We start from the raw sequence: 17,329 nt of genomic DNA, 5'->3' as shown, positions 1-17,329 counted from the left end.
TCCTTGTGATGCGATACGCAGCCCGTGCGGCCTTGTCTCATCCGTACGTCCTTCTGCGACGCGGGCCACAGCAGCAGCCAGAATGCCCTCACCCCGGAAGGAAGTCCGTCATCAGGCATGATGTCGTCATGATGGCCAGCCCCGATCGCCTGCCCGAACCACCGGCTCGTGAGCCCGATTTCCAGGACGATTTCACCACTCCGCTGCTCCGGGAGGATCGCTGGGTCGGTCACTATCTGCCGCACTGGACATCGCCCGAGCGGTCCCGGGCGCGGTACGAGATCGACGGCTCCGGGCTGCGGTTGCGTATCGACGCTGATCAGCCGGACTGGCGGGAGGAAGACGCCCCGCTGCGCGTGTCCAACCTGCAGACCGGTGTCTTCTCCGGCCCAGCAGGCTCTCCGCGAGGAACACACCGGCATCGTCCGGACGGGCTCGTCGTCCGCACCGAGACACCGGAACACGTGCTGTGGGCGCCCACCGCCGGACACGTGGAAGTGACCGTGAGCGCGAGCGTGGACGAAGGATGCATGCTCGCGGCGTGGCTTGTCGGGACGGAGCACCTGTCCGAGGAGGACACCGGCGAGATCTGCATGTTCGAGATCGATGCCGACGCTGTCGGCGAGGGAAAGAGCCACGCCCGATGCGGGGTGAAGGCACATTCGGACAAGCGGTTGACCACTGACATGGCGGAAGTCGTCGTCCCCCTCGACGCGTCGAAGCCGCATACCTGGACGGCCGTTTGGGGACCGTCGGGCACGATCATCGGCTGCGAAGGCATCGTCGTGAAGCACGTGCCGCACGCTCCGGACTACCCGCTCTTTCTGCTGATCGACCTGTTCGAGATCGGTCCTCGCTCGGAGACCGCGGGCCTCTACCCCAAGACCGCTCACATCCACCGCGTGCACGGGTGGGACACATCATCCGCCGTCCCTTAGACGGTCCCTGACCCGCCGTACCATCACCGCAGGTCCCCGCAGATGTCGTATGGCGAGGTGTGTGAAGCGGTGCGACCATGGAACTGGCGCCTGCCGGGACGACTTCTCTCGCGAGGAGGGATGGTCATGGCCAAGCGTCTGGTCGTCTGCTGCGACGGGACATGGAACTTCGCCGACCAGCCGAGCAAGACCAACGTCACCAGGGTCGCCCTGTCCCTACGGACGGGATCCGCTGCCGGGAAGGACCAACGCGTCTACTACCACAGCGGGGTCGGCACCCACCGGCGGGAGCGCCTGCGCGGTGGCGCGTTCGGGGCGGGCATGTCCCGGAACGTCATGGACGCCTATCGCTTCCTCGTCGAGACGTACGAGCCCGATGACGAGCTGTTCCTCTTCGGCTTCAGCCGGGGCGCGTTCACCGCCCGCAGCCTGGCGGGTCTGGTGCGCAACAGCGGCATCCTGCGCCGGGACCACGCCGACCGGGTCAAGGACGCGTGGACGCTCTACCGCAACCGGATCGAGAAGCCGAGCGGCACGGCCTCCACATTGTTCCGTCGGTCGTATGCGCACGAGACGGAGATCAAGTTCATCGGGGTGTGGGACACGGTCGGTGCCCTGGGCATCCCGGTTCCGGGTCCCGGGTGGCTGGAGCCGGCCGTGAACCGGTTCAACCGCCGCTGGGCGTTCCACAACACGGAGCTGAGCAGCTGGGTCAAGGGGGCCTTCCACGCGCTGGCCGTCGACGAGCAGCGCTCGGCGTTCCGGCCGACGCTGTGGCACCAGCAGCCCGGCGCCGCCGAGCAGGGCCAGGAGCTGAAGCAGGTGTGGTTCTCCGGGTCGCACTGCGATGTCGGTGGCGGCTACAAAGAGCCGGGGCTGTCCGACATCACGCTGCTGTGGATGGTCGACCAGGCCCGCAGATACGGGCTGGAGTTCAACACCGAGGCGCTGAGCGCGGCCGGGCCGCATGAGATGAGTCCGGATCAGAGCACCGAATTCCGGGTGCAGCCCGACGCCTTGGGCACATTGCACCCTTCGCGGACGGCGCTGTACCGACTGGCCAAGCCGCTGCACCGGCCGCTGGGGCGGGCCGCGGACGACGAGGGCCGGCTCGACGGAAGCGAGTTTCTGGCCGTGCCGGCCAAGGAGCGCCACGACGGGGACACGGGCTACCGGCCGCCGGAGCTCAAGCGGTACCTCGCCGATCAGGGGCGGGTCCGGCTGGAGCCCGTACTGCTGCCGGGCCTCGGTGCGGGCCTGCCGCCGGTGCCGCCCGTCCCGTCCCGCCCGTAGTGGGTCCGGCCGGCGGCGGTGCCGCCGGCCGGACCCACAGAGGTGATGCAGATCAGCCGATGTGGTAGCTGTCTCCGTACACCTTCCAGTCCAGCGGCGGGTTCAGGTCGAGATTGCCCTGGCGAAGGAACACGCGCTGGGCGGTGTCGACCCGGCTGGTGTCGCTGTGTGCCTCCTCCTGCTTCATGGCCCACACGCGCGCGTCGAGGAAGGCGTTGAGGTACGCCGTCTCGTCGCCACCCTGCGCCGGCGGCTTCGCCCTGCGCAGGGCACGCTTGCGGATGTTGCTGAAGCTGGTCGCATCGTCACCGTCGCCGTGCATCACGATGGCGTCGTAGTAGGCGAACTGACCGAGGACGCGCAGTCCGTCCGCCTTGCCCCGCTTGACCGCGGGGTTGAAGTAGACCCGGTCGCGTTCGTCGTTCTGTGCCCGCTGAAACGCCGTGTCCTGAGCGGCCCTTCGCCAGTCCCTCGGGAAGTTCGGGTCGAGACCGTCGTGCGAGTCGGTGCCGTTGACCCGTCGCAGTGCCGGCAGGTACTGGGCGAGAACGTTGCCGGGCTTGCGGTCGGTGTAGAGCTGTACGAGGTCGAGCATGTCGCCGGTGCCGGAGCAGAAGCCGATGATGCCGGCGGTGTAGCCGCGGCCGTCGTCGATGTCCTCGATGTACTTGTACTGGGCCTTCCAGTCGAGCGAGGAGTTCTCAGCGCTCGACACCAGCTTCATGGCGATCTCCTTCTTCGCCGGGTCGTCCAGGCCGGGTGCGGCGGCCGGCGCTGCCGCAACGTGCGGCGCGGCGAGCAGCGGGACGGCGGTCAGACCGATCAGACCAAGGACGGTACGGCGTGAGGTGCGGGTGGCGGCTGTCGTCTCAGGATCCACAGAGACTCCAAATCGGGGTGGGGGGTGGCTAGTTGGGATCGATCGTTAGGAAAGTTTCCTATCAGGGTCTACCCAGCACGGTAACCCACCCTGCAGAAGATCGTAGGATCATACGATTGCAGTTTGTCGCCTTAACCCGGTGCTTATACGTCCGTCAAGTCCCGAGCCCTCGGAACATGACCCGAAGGGGCCGTGCGGGCCTACTTGAAGTGCGGGCCTCACCGAATACACCGCATCCGAAACGAGGCCCCGGGCACGTGAACGTGCCGTTCCCTTCAGGAGGAAACGTGAACCGCATGATCCGCAAGCAGGACGACCAAGCCCGACCCAAGCGCCGGCTGACCCTCGCCACGGCGGTCGCCTCGGCCGTGGTCGTGGGCGGAGGCGTCATCCTGCCGGCCACCGCCGCAACGGCGGCCCCGATGCCCAAGGCGTCGGCTGCGACCATGGCCCCCGCACATCACGGCAAGCACAAGAACAAGAATTACTGCTGGAGCAAGTACCACAACAAGCACAAGAAGCAGCTCAAGAAGCACAAGAAGTACTACTGCTGGGGCAAGTACTACAAGTACTACTGGGACGACCACTACGACTGCTACTTCATCATCAAGCACCACAAGAAGTGGTACTTCTGGGACTCCTACAACGACTACTACTTCTGGAAGAAGCACCGGCACCACGAGGAGCACTGGGACAAGGACAAGGACCACTGGAAGGACCAGCACGAGGTCGAGAAGACCAAGCCGGAGAACGAGAAGCCGGACCCGGCGAAGCCGGATCCCGCCAAGCCCGACCCGGCCAAGCCCGACCCCGCAAAGCCGGACCCGGCCAAGCCCGATCCCGCCAAGCCCGACCCGGCGAAGCCCGATCCGGCCGCCCCGGCGCCCGCCGACCCGGCCCCCGCTCCGGCCGACCCGGCACCTGCCGACCCGGCGCCCGCCCCGGCCGACCCGGCCCCGCCGGCACCGCCGGCACCGGCGCCCGCTGAGCCGGCCCCGGCCGCACCCGCCCCGGCGGTGTGAGGCAACACCCGGATCACCACCCCCAGTGCGACGGGGTGAAGGCTCCCACGGCCTTCACCCCGTCGCCGTCGTCACATCTCCCGCCCAGACCTACTGACCGCGAGCCGGCTGGTTGGCGATCAGCAGGGTCGTACCGGCGGGGCGGAACCCCAGGCGCGCGTAGAGGCGGGCCGCTGCGTCCTCGGCGTAGGCGAGGAAGATGGTGCGTACGCCGTGCTCGCGGGCGTGGCCGGCCAGAGCCGTTGTGACGGCAGCGCCGAGCCCCTGGCGTCGGGCGGTGGCAAGGGTGCAGATTCCGCCGATCTCAGTGGTGGCGTCGGCCGGGTGGTAGTGGCCCGCGGCCAAGGGGGTGCCGTCCGGGGCGAAAGCGGCGATCAGCGTCTTATGGCCGGCCCGCAGCGACGGGCGGGTCGCTTCCGTCGTCCCGTCGACGGCGAGTTTCTCCGCTGCCAGCGCCAGTTCTGTGGGACCTGCCGACTCCCCCGCACTGCCCGGTGCCGCGAAGGCCAGACCCGGCAGGGCGAGGACAGCGGGCAGAGCGGGATCATCGGCGGCCACGGTTCGGATCGTTACGCCCTCGGGGAGCGATTGCGGGGGAAGCCGGTGATCCGGGTCGAGGACCATCAGCGGTCGCTCCGCGACCGGGAGCCCCGCTTCCTCGACGATGGTGCGGAGGGAGGGTGCTGCCTCGGCGAGCCACTCGAAGGCATCCGGCACGCCGAGCTCGCGCTGCCGGGCACGCACCCTGGCGATGTCCTCAGCGGTGACAGGTGAGGAGCTCGACGGGGTGGGGCTCGCGTGGTGGGGGCCGCCGTAGTACGGCGCGCCGGGTTCCCTTCGCACGAACAGGCGCAGCGGACCGAAGTCTTCGGCTTCGGCGAAGAGCAGTGGCACGGCTGCGTAGTACGTCTCTATTCGGTCACGCAGCGACGACTCAGTCATGCACATATCCCACCACGGGGCGGTGCGCGGGGTTCGTGCGCAGGTCGCCTCCTGTGAGCACACGGACAGCGGGCGTCTCGGATCCCCTGCGGAATTGTCCGTGATCAGTAACAGACGGATCCCGCGGTCCCCTTTCTCCGTCCTGATGGGTGCACGGAACCCACCAGGACGAGAAAGAACAGGTCTGACATGGCGCGGCATGGCGGGCGGGGATGGTACGGCCGGGTACTCGCGGCGGCGGTCGGGGTGACCGCGGTGGCAGCCGCTACGTCGGTATGGACAGCGCAGGCCGGTTCCACCGACGGGCGGAACGCAGGGGCGGGCGCCTCGGCGCGACCCGCCGCACCGGCGCGGGTGTCCGTGGGCATAGCCCACGCCTCGGACCACGGCGCCCGGGGCGTCAACATCACCATCGACGACGGGCCGGACCCGGTCTGGACGCCCCAAGTGCTGGACGTTCTGCGGGAGAACGGCGTGAAGGCCACCTTCTGCATGGTGGGCACCCAGGCCGAGGCCCATCCGGACCTGGTCAAGGCGGTGGTGGCGGCCGGGCACCGGCTGTGTGACCACTCGGTCTCGCACGACACCACCATGGACACGAAGTCCAAGTCCTACCAGTCGCAGCAGATCCTGAACGCCGAGCGCATGATCACCAAAGCCTCCGGAGGTGTCCGGCCGCAGTACTACCGGGCGCCCGGCGGTGCCTTCACCCCCTACAGCCGCCACCTCGCCGCCTCCCGCGGCATGCGGCCGCTGGGCTGGAACGTCGACACCAAGGACTTCGAACGGCCGGGCACCGAAGCCATCGTCTCCACCGTCAAGAACCAGATGTCCAACGGCCCGACGCTCCTCTTCCACGACGCCGGCGGCGACCGCTCCCAGACCGTGGCCGCCCTGCGCGAGGTCCTGCCGTGGCTGAAGGAGCAGGGGTACTCCTTCGGCTTCCCGGTCCGCTGAGCACGGGGGCGGCAAAACACCGGGGCCGCACCTGCCCCGGCGGATGCGCCACCGGCCACCGCGCCCCAATGACCTAGCTCTTGCGTCGCAGTTGTGCCGTGAGGTGGTGCTGCAGGGGTTGGCCGACCGCCTCTAGGTCGTGCTCGAATGTGAGCGTGCCGTCGTCGGTCAGCGTGTACCGGCGGCGCGTGGCGCTGACCCTCTTGGCGGTGGGCGCGAGAGCCACCTGGTGACTGGACAGGTCGACGGTGTTGTCGCTCGCATGCCCGACCATCATCTCCGCGATGCCGGTGGGCTGGGTGATCAGTGCTTCGACCCGGCCGTCGGGCTGAAGCCGCCACCAGCCGCTCTCCCGGGCCGACGGGCGCAGTGGGGCGTCCTGCTCGTCGAGCAGCCAGGCACGGGCCTCGTACCGCAGGAAGGGGCGGCCGTCATGACTGAAGGTCACCTCCTGCGCGTACGCGAAGTCTCCGGTGAGCGTGGGGTAATCACCCTGGCCCCGGCCCTGCCAGAAACCCAAGAGACCGAGCACGGGTTCAAGCAGGGCGTGCGGGGCGGGTGCCTCGTCGGCACGCAGGCGGTCCGGGTACGGGTGCTCCGGTGAAAGGTCAGACACGGTGTTGCGCTCCAGGGTCGATGCCGTTACCGATGCCGGTGTCCGTGTGGGTGTCGGGTGTCGGGTGTCGGGTGTCGGGTGGAAGCCTAGGCTGCCGATCGACGTGGCGAAGGGTTGCGCGAAGCTACTGCCCGGCTGAGTCGGCGGACGCGCCATGTGCCGGGCGTGAGGGCTGGTGCCGGCGTGCCGTCGGCGTAGACGGTCCCCCGGCGCCCATCGCGGTCAGCACACGATGATGAAGCCGGGGAACGCGTGCCGTCCGGGCCGGTCGCCGATCTCCTCGATCGCGTCGCGGATGTCGTGGAGTTGACTGACGGTCATCTGCAGAGGTGGCTCGTCCGGCTGGTATGTGGTTCGGATCGGGTAGTCCACGCGGGGCTCGTTCGTCATCTCGATGTGACAGCCGAGGATGTGGGTGACCGGTCGAGTCTCGGCGAACGCGATCAGGCGGTTGATCGTTCTGCTGAAGGCGGCCCGGTCCACGTAGAGCCGTCCGGGATACACCGTGTCGCCGGTGAGGAGGAACCCGGTGTGCGGGTCGTAGTACGTGACCGCCGCCTCGTGATGACCGGGGGTGACGAGGCACTCCAGTACCCGGCCGCCGAGATCGACCCGCGCCACCCGATCGGGATCGTCGGCGAAGCCGAAGTACTCCCAGGCGCTGTTCAGATCCGCCTGGACCACCGTCGTGTGGGGGCGGTCGGTGAACTGGGCATCGCCCGCGATGTGGTCGCCGTGGGCGTGGGTGTGCAGGACGAGGAGCGGGTAGTCGTTCCGGGGATGCTCGGCCAGCCAGCGTTCGATCAGGTCGTCGACCACCCGGCGCAGTGGAAAGAACTCCGCGGACTCGGTGGCTCCGGTGTCGACCAGGGCGGCTCCGGTGTTGCCGAAGATCAGGAACAGGAACGGCGCCTCATAGTTGACCGCCTTGTTCTGGCGCAGGATGAAGGTGTGCTCGTCGTATGCGTGGACCTGGATGTCGGGATCGGTGTTGTGCTTCGCGGAGGGCGAGCCGTGGATCCACCTGACGTCGAGCGCCCTCGCCTCGGGTTCCCCGGACCCGAAGTCGACCTGATGAGGGTTGCCGCCCATGACGCCTCCTGAGAGCGTCGTCTTTGCAGACCGGGTACGGCGCCCATCTCGTCCGGGGCAGGCGCTGCGGCGCCTCCGCGCTGGAATTTACTACGCCCGGACCGGGCCGATCAACGAGCATCTCGCGTTGGCGGGTGAGCTGTCCCGGGCGCGGTGCGCTCAGCTCAGCGTCAAGTGCACCAGGTCGATCTCCTCGCCGCGAGCCCGCGCGAAGCACCGGCTCCTCCCCGTGACGAGGAAGCCGCACTTCTCCAGCACCCGGAGGGAACCGGCATTGTCACCAGCGGCGTCGGCGTGCAGCGGGCGTACGGGCTCCAGCTTGATCAGTTCGGCGAGCGCCATGGTGGCAATGCCCTGGCCCCAGTGAGCCCGCCCGATGACGTACGTGACTTCACGCTCCGACCGCGGTCCGAAGACAGCGGCGTGCCCTGCTACAGCGCCGTCGCAGTCTCAGCCTCCGCATCGTTGGTGCCAACGTCGCCGACTCAGCCTAGGCCCAGCTCATCATCACGGGCCAACCATGGGACGGAGTACACGCACCCGGCAGCGACAGGTACTGACGCAGTTCACCTCAGATAGCGGTGCGCCACGTCCAGGAACGCCCGTCGGCTGGGGCTGACGGCTGCCCAGACCTTCTCGTCCTGCGGCGCCTGCGTGTCGACCGGACCCTCTCTCATCAGCTTCTGCACGGTGAACGCGACTTCGCGTGCCGCATCGTTGACCTCGGGCTCGCACACCATGTGGATCGTCTTTTGTGTCACCCACACCCTGTCGATGGTCTGCCGTGCCCGGGCCTGCCACTGCTCGTCGGCCAGGTTGTTGTGATAGCGGTCCACGACCGCCCGTTCGGCTTCCTGAACCGCGGAGAGGAAGTCGATGAGACGGGTGAGGCGTTCGTCCCGGCGTGCCGCCCGTTTCGAGGCGCGTCCCACCGAGTGCTGGGCGAGCCATGACATGAGGCCGCCGAGTACAACGCCGATGAGCGGCGCGAGGGTTGTCCACACGGCATCCCACTGTGGCATCAACCGGGGTGACTTCTCCGGTTGTTTCGGATATTTCCTGCTAGTGAGCACGCGTGGGCGCCCGTCGGGCCGGGCTCGTCGGAACTGACGCGGTGATCCGGTCGAGTTGACGGGCTATTCCGGTCAGCCAGGCGTCGAGGTCGACGAGTACGGGCTGCGCCACTGCCTGTTCGGGCACCGCCTGGGTCGGTCGTCTCCCGTCGGGCGGGGGGCCGGTCGCGGTGAGGTCGAAGCGCAGCAGGCGATGGGTTCCCTCCAGGGTCTCGTGGGCGACGATGAGAACCGCGTGCCAGTCGGCCGGTGCCCGCTCCTGGTCCGTGGTGGGTTCGTTGCGGTACTGCGCGTACGCCGCCTCGGCCAGCCTGAGACGGTGCAGCAGGGGCAGGGTCGGCAGCGATGCATGTGAGGGAGCCGCAGGGTTGGTCACCAAGTCGGCGGTGGGCGGGATGAGGTCTCCGCACGCCCGCAGCAGATCGGCCATCGTGCGGCGGACCTCCCGGTGACCCCCGGCGGGCCAGGCCAGCAGGCCGCACAGCAGGCCGACGGTGCTGCCGGTGACGACATCGATCAGACGCACTTCGGACAACTGCCAGCTCACCGGCGTGACTTGGGCGAACACGAGGGCCACCAGGAAGGTGAACAGGCCCTGGGCGTAAACGATCCCCCACAGCGGACCCAGTACGAACGCCACGAGCATGACCGGGACGAGCATGGCCGCATAGACGTCCGAATGCTGTCCCACTGTCAGCAGCAGTACGCCGGCAGCCGCGGCCCCCACCAGATTACCGGCGATCGCCTGCCGGACCGCGCTCCAGGTCGCCCCGACGGTGGTGCGGCCCAGCGTCAGCACCGCCAGCAGGACCCAGAACCCGTGGGCAAGGTCGAGTGTGCCTGCCACGAGCCGGGCCGCCGCCAGTCCCAGTGCGACCCGTACCGCGTTCTGGAACCAGACGGAACGCCGGGTGAGATTGGCGCTGATGCGGCGTCCCCACAGGTGGCGTGTGGGGAGGTCCGCGTACCAGAAGACATCTCCCGGGGTCGGCAGCGGCCTGCGTCCGCGTTCGGCGATGCCCAGTGCCGTGACGGCGATCCATGCGGCCGCGGCGATTTCGAGCACGGAGGACTGTCTCCGTAGTACGCCGAAGTCCGACCGGTGCGGCGGCGCGCTGCGGCGGATACGTTCCGCCTGGATGCGTTCCATCGTCGCTTCGAGGGACGCGACCGACGGCGTTCCCGCTCCCGCTCGTAGCGAGGCGCCGGCCGACGTGCACACGCCCGCGACATGGGCGAGCAGTTCGTCGCACGACGGGTCGGTGACCGCCGCGGCACCGCGCGCCGCCGACAGTTCGGCGAGCCCCTGCAGCAGACGGCGGGTCGCCGCGCCGGCCTGGGTCAGCGCCCGGTCCGTGCGTCCCGGGCCGGTAGGGCGCTTGCCGGGCGGTACATACGACAGTCTCAGCTGCTCGCCGGCCTCGCGAAGGCGCGTGACGGGCACATGGCTGTCTGCGCCCGCCGCCGCTGTGTCGAGGGCGTCGGCGAGACGTGCGCGGTAGCCGGGCGCGGACGTACCGGGGAAGAGGAGTGAGCTGCTGGCTGCGAGCGCCAGCACGCCCAGTCCCGCCCCGATCAGCCGGGCCGGCAGTGTCTGGGGGGCATACGGCGGGAAGCACGCCAGGATGTAGAAGAGCTGGAGACCCGGCGCCGCTCCCGCGCTGCGCGGGCCGCCGACCGGGGCGAAGCCCAGGACAAAGCCGACGATCGCCATGCCGGCCACGGCCGCCCAGGTGCTCGCGGCGAGTGCTGTACCGAGGGCGACGAGCAGCAGGCCGAACGGCAGTGCGCGCAGCATCACCGTCGCCCGCTGCCTGCCTGCTCCGGAGATGGAGGACAGCGGGCCCAACGCGATCGGGGCAAACAGGGCGTAGAGCGCGGCCACGGGTTCGTCGAATCCGTACAGGCAGAGGTAGAACCCGGTACTGGCAGCGACTGTGGTCTGCACCGCCCGACGCAGCACGGTCATGCGCGTCACTTCGCTGACCATTGCCGCCCTCCGGCCGTGTCACTGCGGTGTCGGTGTCGGTGTCGCGGCACCGACGGATACCGACAGCGGTGTCCGGCGTCTACGCGCATCCTGCCTGCGACCATTGTCGGCCCGCGGAGGGGGACGTGCATGTCAGAGCCGCAGCCGCAGTGGCCGGCGCGCGCCCCTGCGGAGGCGGGCGAGTGCCGATCCGTACGGCCGGCTTCCACAACCACGGACACCGCGCCCCAGGCTGACGATCCGTTCGACGCTCTTCCTGGAGCGGCCCGGCCACAGAGTCCTCAGGCCAGGGGCACGCCGCACGGCCGAGGCGACGCGTTCCATGGCGTCCCTCGCTGCGGGAAGGTTGCCCCCGGCGGAGTCTCCGACGGCACAGGTCCCGGGCCGTCACATCGGACGCGGCCGTGCTGCCCACGGCCCATCCGCCCCCGTGGATCCAGATCAGGACCGGGTGCGGGCCCTCGCGCTGCGGCCAGTACAGCTTGACGGGGACCCCATCGGCCATCACGTCCTCGGTCCGGGCCACTCCGCGGGCTTCCCCGCCAGAGCGGCCACCCCGGCGTACGCCTCACGGCTTCGGGGACCGGGAGTGCGTTGAGCGGGGGCACGCCAGGGCGCATGAGCAAGTCGAGTGAGCACATGTGCCGCCCGGGCCTTCAGTACGAGCGAGGGCCCGGGCGGTCACGATGCACCGTCGTCCCAGCCCACCCAGTGCAACTCGGGCGAGAGGGAGTACCCGGCTGCGAGGACTCAGCTCTGGGCGGGCGTGAGCACGACGAAGTCCGCGTGGGACGGGTCGAGGCAGACGGCGAGCCGGCCCACTCCCTCCGCGTCCGCCGGCCCCATCTGCACGCTGCCGCCGTTCTCGGTGACCTTGGCCACGGTGGCATCGCAGTCGGCGACGGCGAAGACCGGGTGCCAGTAGGGCCGTCCGTTCGCCAGGGCGAGGTCCTCCTTGGAGACCTCCATGAGGCCGCCCTGCATACGCTCCTCGGGGAGCCCGGCGGGAGTGATGAGGGAGTACGTCCCCCCGCCGCCCGGCAGCTCCATGTCGCCGTACTGCCAGCCGAACACTCCGCCGTAGAACTCCTTCGCGGCCGCGGCGTCGCTCGTGTAGAGCTCCACCCAGGACAGCGAACCCGGTGCGTCCACCAGCTCGACACCTTTGTTGTCCCCCGGCTGCCAGACGGCGAACTGGCCGCCCAACGGGTCGCTGTACTGCGCCATCCGGCCCCAGTTGTCGAGATCCCGCGGCTCCACCCGCACCGTGCCGCCGCCGCGCAGCACGGCCTGGGTCGTGGCGTCCGCGTCGGGGACGCTGTAGTAGATCATCCAGGCCGAACGCGCGCCCTCCTCGGTGAGTTTGCCGAGCCCGGCGACGAATTTGCCGTCCTTACGGAACATCCCGCCTTCCATCTCCCCCTCGCCCATGGACTCGTAGTCCCAGCCGAGCACCGCGCCGTAGAAGGCCGCGGCAGCCCGGACGTCGGGGGCACCGAGGTCGAGCCAACAGGGGTTGCCGGGAACGAAGTCGGTCGTGATCATGGCGATCGATTCCTTTCGCAGATCATGGGTGACCTCAGCGTGACACCCGGCACTGACAATCGCCCCTCGGTCCTGCTGAGTCGGCTTTTCGGGGTCAGGCGCTCTTCTCGCTGCGCCGCGTCTCACTACGCCGCGTCGTAGTGATGCGCATCGGCGCCGCGCCACTTCACCCAGGCCGGATCGTCAAGGAGATCGTCGGCATCCGGCAGGCCCGCGCGGGACAGCAACTCGAGGAGGTCCTCGTCGGAAAAGGCCAGGCCGAGATCTTCGCCGCGCGCAGTCACACGTCGGCCACCCGTGCCCAGCGGCGGGTGCACGACCACAGGAGCCCGTCCGGACATGTCTCCAGCATCGTGCCGGGCGTCCGAACCCGCCACCGGGACGGCACGGCCGCGCCGACGGACCGGCCCGCGGGTCACTGCGCGCCGAGCTGCCAGAACAGCCGGTTCTGCAAACATGTCGTCAGGTACGGAACGCCATCGGTGTAGCCGGATCCCTGCGCATCGCCGAGCATGCGCACGGCGAGGCTGCGATGCGTGGACTTCCAGCGCCGGTGCCGGCCTTCCAGCCTGGCGAGTGCCGCGTCGAGCAGACTCCACTCCGCCTGGCTGACTCCACCGGCGCCGCGCAGGTCGAGACAGGCCTGGCTGACGGTGTCATGGTCAGCGTTCTCCGCCTCGGCCCGCACGACGGGCACACTGGTGAAGGCAGCGGACCGCAGTCGCGGGGCAGGCGGCAGGCCGCACAGGATCTCGAACCTCTTGTACTGTTCGGACTGGATGGCGCTGGCACCCTGGGTGAACTGCCTGAACAGGGAAAATTGCTCTGCCCGCATCGTGGCGACTATCCGGAACAGTGCTGCGGCCCGCTCGAACATGTCAGCCGCATGATCTACTCGCTCCGCGCCCTCTTCCAGGCGCCCATCACGCAGTGCGCTTATCGCCGCCTGCATGTCCGCCGCGATCGCCGTGAAAAGCATTTCGTGAGTCTGCAGGACGCGGATGAAGAAGTATTCGTCATGGAGCACGTACACGGGCTGGACGGTTACGTCGAACCACCGGCCGGCGTCCGTCGCCGGCGGCCTGGGCAGATGGCCGAGGAGTTCTTCCAAGCGGGGCTGGGACATGTGAGCCACCCGCGACGGCAGGTCCTCGGTGTGCGGTCCGCCGAGATCATCAGCCACGAACCGCAGCGCCTGGCGCAGTCGCTTGCGCAGGGTCACCGCGTCGGGGCGCCCCCGGCCCGGTGCCTGGCGTGACCCGCCTGCCGTCTCTATCTCGAAGCGTATGACGTCGGATACGAGCAGGGTGGAGAGCCGGTCAGGACTCAATGTGGAATGCCGGCCGTCCAGGAGGAGCTCCAGGAGCGGCAGCGCGAGATAGCTCCGGTTCCAGTAGCGTTCCTCGTGTTTGTCCAGCAGGCAGTCGAGAAATGCTGCGAGAAACGGGCATCCCGCGGCATGCCGAGTTCGAATGCGGGTCAGGTCGAGCAGCATCCGCTCCGGCAGAAAATGCTTCCCCGTCCGCCGCACCTGTTCCGTGACCGAACACGCCAGGGAGAATCCGTCGGGTTCGACCGTCGTATCTCTCGCGGCCGTCCATCGGCCCACCCGAAAACCACGTCTGCTCAATCCACGAATACGTCGGCCTCTGCGCAGCCCGGACATCATCGTCACTCACCTGTTCCGTGTCGTTGTCCACCCAAAGGCTGTCCTCGCCCGAGTGGGGCAGGGGAATTCACTAGGCATGATCGAAGGGCCCGGCGTCATGTCTCGAACATTCGTGTCTTGACACGTGGGTGTCACAGGCCCAGGGCGATGGCCCACCGGGTGAGTTCGGCGGTGGTGTTGATGGCGAGCTTGGCCCGGATACGGCGGAGGTAGGCGTCGACCGTGTGTGCGGAGAGTCCCATCTGGCGCGCCGCCTGCAGATAGGTGCACCCGGAGGCGATATGCCGGAGGGTCTCCAGCTCGCGCGGGGCCAGCGCGGGGGCGGGGGCTTCGGTGTGCGGGGTGGAGGGCGTGGGGCTCATGAGGCTCATGGGATTCCCTTGGACGGATCGGTTCGGCCGTCCCTGCTCACACCCTCGGAAGCAGAGGACAAATGCCCGAATAGGTCTTGTTTGTCCGCTTTGAATAGGCTGCCTGGGTGACGTCATGACCGTGTCCGCCGACTGTCACAGGCCTGTCACCGCCGACGGACGCCTCCTCACCGCCGTCCCCCATGTCACACACGGAAGGGGCTGTCTCGTCTCACATGCAGGAGACGTACTTCGGAACCGGGAAGGTGATGGTCATGCGGGTGTTCGTGGCAGGCGGGAGCGGGGTCATGGGGCGGCGGCTGGTGCCGCAGCTCGTGGCCCGCGGCCACCAGGTGACCGCTACGACGACGAGCGCGGCCAAGCTGGGACTGCTCGACCAGCTCGGCGCTGAGGGCGTCGTGATGGACGGGCTGGATGCGGCGTCGGTCGGGGAGGCGGTGGCGAAGGCCCGGCCGGACGCGATCGTGCACCAGATGACCGCGATTTCCATGGCGCACTCCGGCAAGCCCGACATGAAGCACATGGATCGATGGTTCGCCACCACCAACCGCCTGCGCACCGAGGGCACGGACCACCTGCTGGCCGCCGCCGAGGCGACCGGGGTGTCCCACTTCGTCGCACAGGGCTTCGGCTCGTGGAACGGCATCCGCGAGGGCGGATGGGTGAAGACCGAGGAGGACCCGCTGCCCGTGGACATGGGGACCTCGATGCGCAAGGGCGCGGAGGCGATCCGCCACGTCGAGGACGTCGTCGTCGCGGCTGATGGCGCGGTTCTGCGATACGGCGGCTTCTACGGGCCGGGCGCCAGCGACGATGTGGTCGAGCTCGTGCGCAAGCGGCAGTTTCCGCTCGTCGGGGGCGGCACGGGCTACAGCTCGTGGGTGCACCTCGACGACGCGGCGAGCGCGACCGTCCTGGCCGTGGAGCAGAAGGCGAGGGGCGTGTTCAACATCGTCGACGACGAACCCGCCCCGGCCGGCGAGTGGCTGCCCTATCTGGCCGCATGCGCCGGCGCGAAGCCGCCCCTGCGGGTCCCCAAGTGGCTGGCCCGGCTGCTGGCGGGGGACGTGGCGGTGACGATGATGACCGAGGGGCGCGGCTTCTCCAACGCCAAGGCCAAGCGGGAGCTGGGCTGGGAGCTGCGCTATCCCTCCTGGCGCCAGGGCTTCCGGGAGGGCCTCGGGTGACCCGTACCGAGGAGTTCGTGGAGCAGCGACCGCTGCTGGTCGCGATCGCCTTCCGGATCCTCGGCAGCGTGAGCGAGGCCGAGGACGCCGTCCAGGAGACCTGGCTGCGCTACGAGGCCTCCCCCACGCACCCCACATCGCCCCGTGCCTACCTCTCGGCAGTGGTCACCCGGGTCGCGATCGACATGCTGCGCTCGGCCCGCCGCCGAAGGGAGGAGTACAGGGGCCGTGGTTCCCCGAGCCGCTGCTGACCGACCCCTACGAGGACCCCGAGCGCTCGGCGGAACTGGCGGACTCGTTGTCGATGGCGGCCCTGTTGCTTCTGGAGCGGCTGACCCCGCTGGAGCGCGCGGTCTTCGTGCTGCGGGAGGTGTTCGGGTACGGCTACCCGGAGATCGCGTCGGCCGTCGGGCGCCCGGAGGCGGCATGCCGCCAGCTCGGCGTGCGGGCACGCCGGCACATGGACGCGGGCCGGCCCCGGTTCGAGGCCGACCGACGGGAACGCGAGGAACTCGCCGAGCGCTTCTTCGACGCCATCAGGGAAGGGGATGCCGACGGGCTGCGCGAACTCCTCGCCACCGACGTCCATATGGTCGGCGACGGCGGCGGCAAGGCCCCGCAGTGGACCAAGCCCGTCACCGGCGACGAGAAGGTGGCCCGGGTGCTCGCCGCGGTCTTCCCGCCGCTGGTCAGGATCGGCGTCGTGGTCGAGCCGCACCAGGTCAACGGCCAGCCGGGCGCGGTCTTCCGCGACAGCGACGGCAGGGTCCTCAACACCTTGTCGCTCGACATACTCGACGGACGGATCCAGACGATCCGCTCGGTGATCAACCCTGACAAGCTCGGGCACATGGGTCCGGTGGCGGATGCCTGGCAGGTCATCCGCGAGGCGCACCGGGCACGCCTGCCCGCCCTGCTCGACGAGTTCGTCCCGCCTACGTAGCGGATTGCGTACTTTCCACGATGGCTCGCGCTCCTCGATGCGGCAGGCTCGATCCCCGGTCGTGACCTCCCCTGATCACGCACCGCGACCAGATTCAGGAACCACCCGAGGAGACACCACTCGTGAACACGGGGCAGCAACTGGAGTTCCAGGCCGCGTGCGGCCACCTGCTGGCCGTACCGGCCGACCGAGCGGGTCAGGACGTCCGCTGCCCCCACTGTCACCGGGTGGTCCGGGTGTCCCCGCCGGACGTGCCCTATGCCTCTGCCGTTGCCGCGCCTGAGCCTGTGCCTGTTCCTCTCCCTGTGCCCGCCGCTGCACCGGAATCGGCCGCGCTGAGCGCCCTCTACGGAACGCTCCTGGTCGGAGGCCTGGCGGGGGCCGCACTCATCTACCTGGTGCTGTTCAACGATCTGTCGGAGTCTCAGCTGGTGACGTTCACGCCGTTGTGGTTCTTCCCCGTCGTGTTCGGCCTGTACGGATTCGTCTCGCAGCGCCTGCTGCGCCTTCTCGCGGCAGGGCGAGCGAGAACACTCGGTGAGGCTGCCCGTACATCGATCGACGTGGGCGGTGTCTGGGCCCTCCTGGGGATGTTTCCGTTCCTGGTGCTGAAGTGGCGCAGTTCCCTGCTCGTCTCCATGGTCGCGGCGCTGTTCTGGGCCGTGCTGCTGTGGCTCTTCTTCGCGGCGGTTTTCCCGGTCCTCTGAGCCTGGAGTCACCCATTTGGGTGAACGGTGCGGGTCGTCGCCCTGGCCACGACAGTGCGAGGCCCGGCGTCCTCCCGCAGGGTGCCAGGCCTGCATGAACGCCG

General features: G+C 69.0%; 16 protein-coding genes, 2 pseudogenes and 1 riboswitch. Of the genes and pseudogenes, 7 read left to right on the top strand and 11 right to left on the bottom strand.

From position 1 onward, the window contains the following. Positions 1–128: 128 nt before the first annotated feature. Together F7R91_RS21000 and F7R91_RS20995 are read left to right on the top strand one after the other, a co-directional pair. Complete coding sequence (locus F7R91_RS21000; RefSeq protein ID WP_225320714.1) at positions 129–938, top strand: LamG domain-containing protein; 810 nt, start codon at positions 129–131, stop codon at positions 936–938. A gap of 126 nt (positions 939–1,064) precedes the next feature. After that, positions 1,065–2,231: a DUF2235 domain-containing protein gene (locus tag F7R91_RS20995; protein ID WP_150950622.1), complete on the top strand. Its 1,167-nt coding sequence runs from the start codon at positions 1,065–1,067 to the stop codon at positions 2,229–2,231. Positions 2,232–2,283: 52 nt separating this feature from the next. On the opposite strand, the gene F7R91_RS20990 is transcribed toward F7R91_RS20995, so the two are convergent. Then, positions 2,284–3,111, bottom strand: a complete 828-nt coding sequence (locus tag F7R91_RS20990; protein WP_150950621.1) for a chitosanase — start codon at positions 3,109–3,111, stop codon at positions 2,284–2,286. Positions 3,112–3,398: 287 nt separating this feature from the next. Between F7R91_RS20990 and F7R91_RS42105 the strand changes: the two genes are divergently transcribed. After that, positions 3,399–4,133: a hypothetical protein gene (locus tag F7R91_RS42105; protein WP_191971584.1), complete on the top strand. Its 735-nt coding sequence runs from the start codon at positions 3,399–3,401 to the stop codon at positions 4,131–4,133. A gap of 90 nt (positions 4,134–4,223) precedes the next feature. Here the strand turns inward: F7R91_RS42105 and F7R91_RS20975 are convergent, their stop codons facing one another. Continuing rightward, positions 4,224–5,075, bottom strand: coding sequence for a GNAT family N-acetyltransferase (locus F7R91_RS20975; protein WP_150950620.1), 852 nt, complete (start codon positions 5,073–5,075; stop codon positions 4,224–4,226). A gap of 189 nt (positions 5,076–5,264) precedes the next feature. On the opposite strand from F7R91_RS20975, the gene F7R91_RS20970 reads away from it, so the two are divergent. Continuing rightward, entirely contained in the window at positions 5,265–6,032 is a 768-nt protein-coding gene (locus F7R91_RS20970) for a polysaccharide deacetylase family protein (protein ID WP_150950619.1), read from the top strand. A 73-nt stretch (positions 6,033–6,105) separates the two neighbouring features. On the opposite strand, the gene F7R91_RS20965 is transcribed toward F7R91_RS20970, so the two are convergent. The 9 genes and pseudogenes from F7R91_RS20965 to F7R91_RS20925 all read right to left on the bottom strand — a co-directional run bounded on the left by F7R91_RS20965 (position 6,106) and on the right by F7R91_RS20925 (position 14,379). Further along, positions 6,106–6,648, bottom strand: a complete 543-nt coding sequence (locus F7R91_RS20965) for a nitrobindin family protein (RefSeq protein ID WP_150950618.1) — start codon at positions 6,646–6,648, stop codon at positions 6,106–6,108. 222 nt (positions 6,649–6,870) lie between these two features. Continuing rightward, a complete protein-coding gene (locus F7R91_RS20960; RefSeq protein ID WP_150950617.1) occupies positions 6,871–7,740 on the bottom strand; it encodes an MBL fold metallo-hydrolase in 870 nt (289 codons plus the stop codon). 11 nt (positions 7,741–7,751) lie between these two features. Further along, a riboswitch (guanidine-III (ykkC-III) riboswitch) is annotated at positions 7,752–7,819 on the bottom strand. A gap of 80 nt (positions 7,820–7,899) precedes the next feature. Continuing rightward, positions 7,900–8,184 (bottom strand): annotated as a pseudogene (locus tag F7R91_RS20955) (GNAT family N-acetyltransferase); the annotation flags it as partial. Between the two features lie 122 nt (positions 8,185–8,306). After that, on the bottom strand, positions 8,307–8,744 hold the full coding sequence (locus F7R91_RS20950) for a hypothetical protein (protein ID WP_150950616.1): 438 nt from the start codon (positions 8,742–8,744) through the stop codon (positions 8,307–8,309). Between the two features lie 58 nt (positions 8,745–8,802). Next, entirely contained in the window at positions 8,803–10,782 is a 1,980-nt protein-coding gene (locus F7R91_RS20945) for an FUSC family protein (RefSeq protein WP_225320713.1), read from the bottom strand. Positions 10,783–11,553: 771 nt separating this feature from the next. After that, the gene (locus F7R91_RS20940; RefSeq protein WP_150950614.1) at positions 11,554–12,348 is read right to left on the bottom strand and encodes a VOC family protein; all 795 of its coding nucleotides are present in this window, start codon (positions 12,346–12,348) and stop codon (positions 11,554–11,556) included. Positions 12,349–12,473: 125 nt separating this feature from the next. Continuing rightward, positions 12,474–12,632 (bottom strand): hypothetical protein, encoded by a 159-nt coding sequence (locus tag F7R91_RS20935; RefSeq protein WP_408056049.1) that lies wholly within the window; start codon positions 12,630–12,632, stop codon positions 12,474–12,476. Between the two features lie 131 nt (positions 12,633–12,763). After that, on the bottom strand, positions 12,764–13,843 hold the full coding sequence (locus tag F7R91_RS20930) for a tryptophan 2,3-dioxygenase family protein (protein ID WP_191971575.1): 1,080 nt from the start codon (positions 13,841–13,843) through the stop codon (positions 12,764–12,766). A gap of 305 nt (positions 13,844–14,148) precedes the next feature. Further along, positions 14,149–14,379 carry a response regulator transcription factor gene (locus F7R91_RS20925; RefSeq protein ID WP_150950611.1) on the bottom strand — a complete coding sequence of 77 codons (231 nt, stop codon included), beginning with the start codon at positions 14,377–14,379 and terminating at the stop codon, positions 14,149–14,151. Positions 14,380–14,636: 257 nt separating this feature from the next. Here F7R91_RS20925 and F7R91_RS20920 point away from each other — a divergent pair, with 257 nt between their 5' ends. From F7R91_RS20920 to F7R91_RS20910, 3 genes and pseudogenes are all read left to right on the top strand, one after another. Next, complete coding sequence (locus F7R91_RS20920) at positions 14,637–15,575, top strand: NAD-dependent epimerase/dehydratase family protein (protein WP_225320729.1); 939 nt, start codon at positions 14,637–14,639, stop codon at positions 15,573–15,575. Continuing rightward, positions 15,572–16,518 (top strand): annotated as a pseudogene (locus tag F7R91_RS20915) (RNA polymerase sigma-70 factor). The gene F7R91_RS20920 and the pseudogene F7R91_RS20915 overlap by 4 nt, the downstream one beginning before the upstream one ends. Before the next feature lie 305 nt (positions 16,519–16,823). Then, positions 16,824–17,225, top strand: coding sequence for a hypothetical protein (locus tag F7R91_RS20910; RefSeq protein WP_225320712.1), 402 nt, complete (start codon positions 16,824–16,826; stop codon positions 17,223–17,225). Positions 17,226–17,329: the final 104 nt, after the last annotated feature.

The organism is Streptomyces luteolifulvus, assembly GCF_008806595.1.
Taxonomy (GTDB): domain Bacteria; phylum Actinomycetota; class Actinomycetes; order Streptomycetales; family Streptomycetaceae; genus Streptomyces; species Streptomyces luteolifulvus.
The sequence above is the reverse complement of the archived record's forward strand: the minus strand, read 5'-3'. Positions and strand labels throughout refer to the sequence as shown.

What these genes read in the sequence shown, in the direction of transcription:
- F7R91_RS20995 (WP_150950622.1), top strand. Translation starts at nt 1,065, where the DNA reads ATGGCCAAGCGTCTGGTCGTCTGCTGCGACGGGACATGGAACTTCGCC.
- F7R91_RS20945 (WP_225320713.1), bottom strand. Translation starts at nt 10,782, where the DNA reads ATGACCGTGCTGCGTCGGGCGGTGCAGACCACAGTCGCTGCCAGTACC.
- F7R91_RS20925 (WP_150950611.1), bottom strand. Translation starts at nt 14,379, where the DNA reads ATGAGCCCCACGCCCTCCACCCCGCACACCGAAGCCCCCGCCCCCGCG.
- F7R91_RS20970 (WP_150950619.1), top strand. Translation starts at nt 5,265, where the DNA reads ATGGCGCGGCATGGCGGGCGGGGATGGTACGGCCGGGTACTCGCGGCG.
- F7R91_RS20975 (WP_150950620.1), bottom strand. Translation starts at nt 5,075, where the DNA reads ATGACTGAGTCGTCGCTGCGTGACCGAATAGAGACGTACTACGCAGCC.
- F7R91_RS20960 (WP_150950617.1), bottom strand. Translation starts at nt 7,740, where the DNA reads ATGGGCGGCAACCCTCATCAGGTCGACTTCGGGTCCGGGGAACCCGAG.
- F7R91_RS20930 (WP_191971575.1), bottom strand. Translation starts at nt 13,843, where the DNA reads ATGCTGCTCGACCTGACCCGCATTCGAACTCGGCATGCCGCGGGATGC.
- F7R91_RS20920 (WP_225320729.1), top strand. Translation starts at nt 14,637, where the DNA reads ATGGTCATGCGGGTGTTCGTGGCAGGCGGGAGCGGGGTCATGGGGCGG.
- F7R91_RS21000 (WP_225320714.1), top strand. Translation starts at nt 129, where the DNA reads ATGATGGCCAGCCCCGATCGCCTGCCCGAACCACCGGCTCGTGAGCCC.
- F7R91_RS20940 (WP_150950614.1), bottom strand. Translation starts at nt 12,348, where the DNA reads ATGATCACGACCGACTTCGTTCCCGGCAACCCCTGTTGGCTCGACCTC.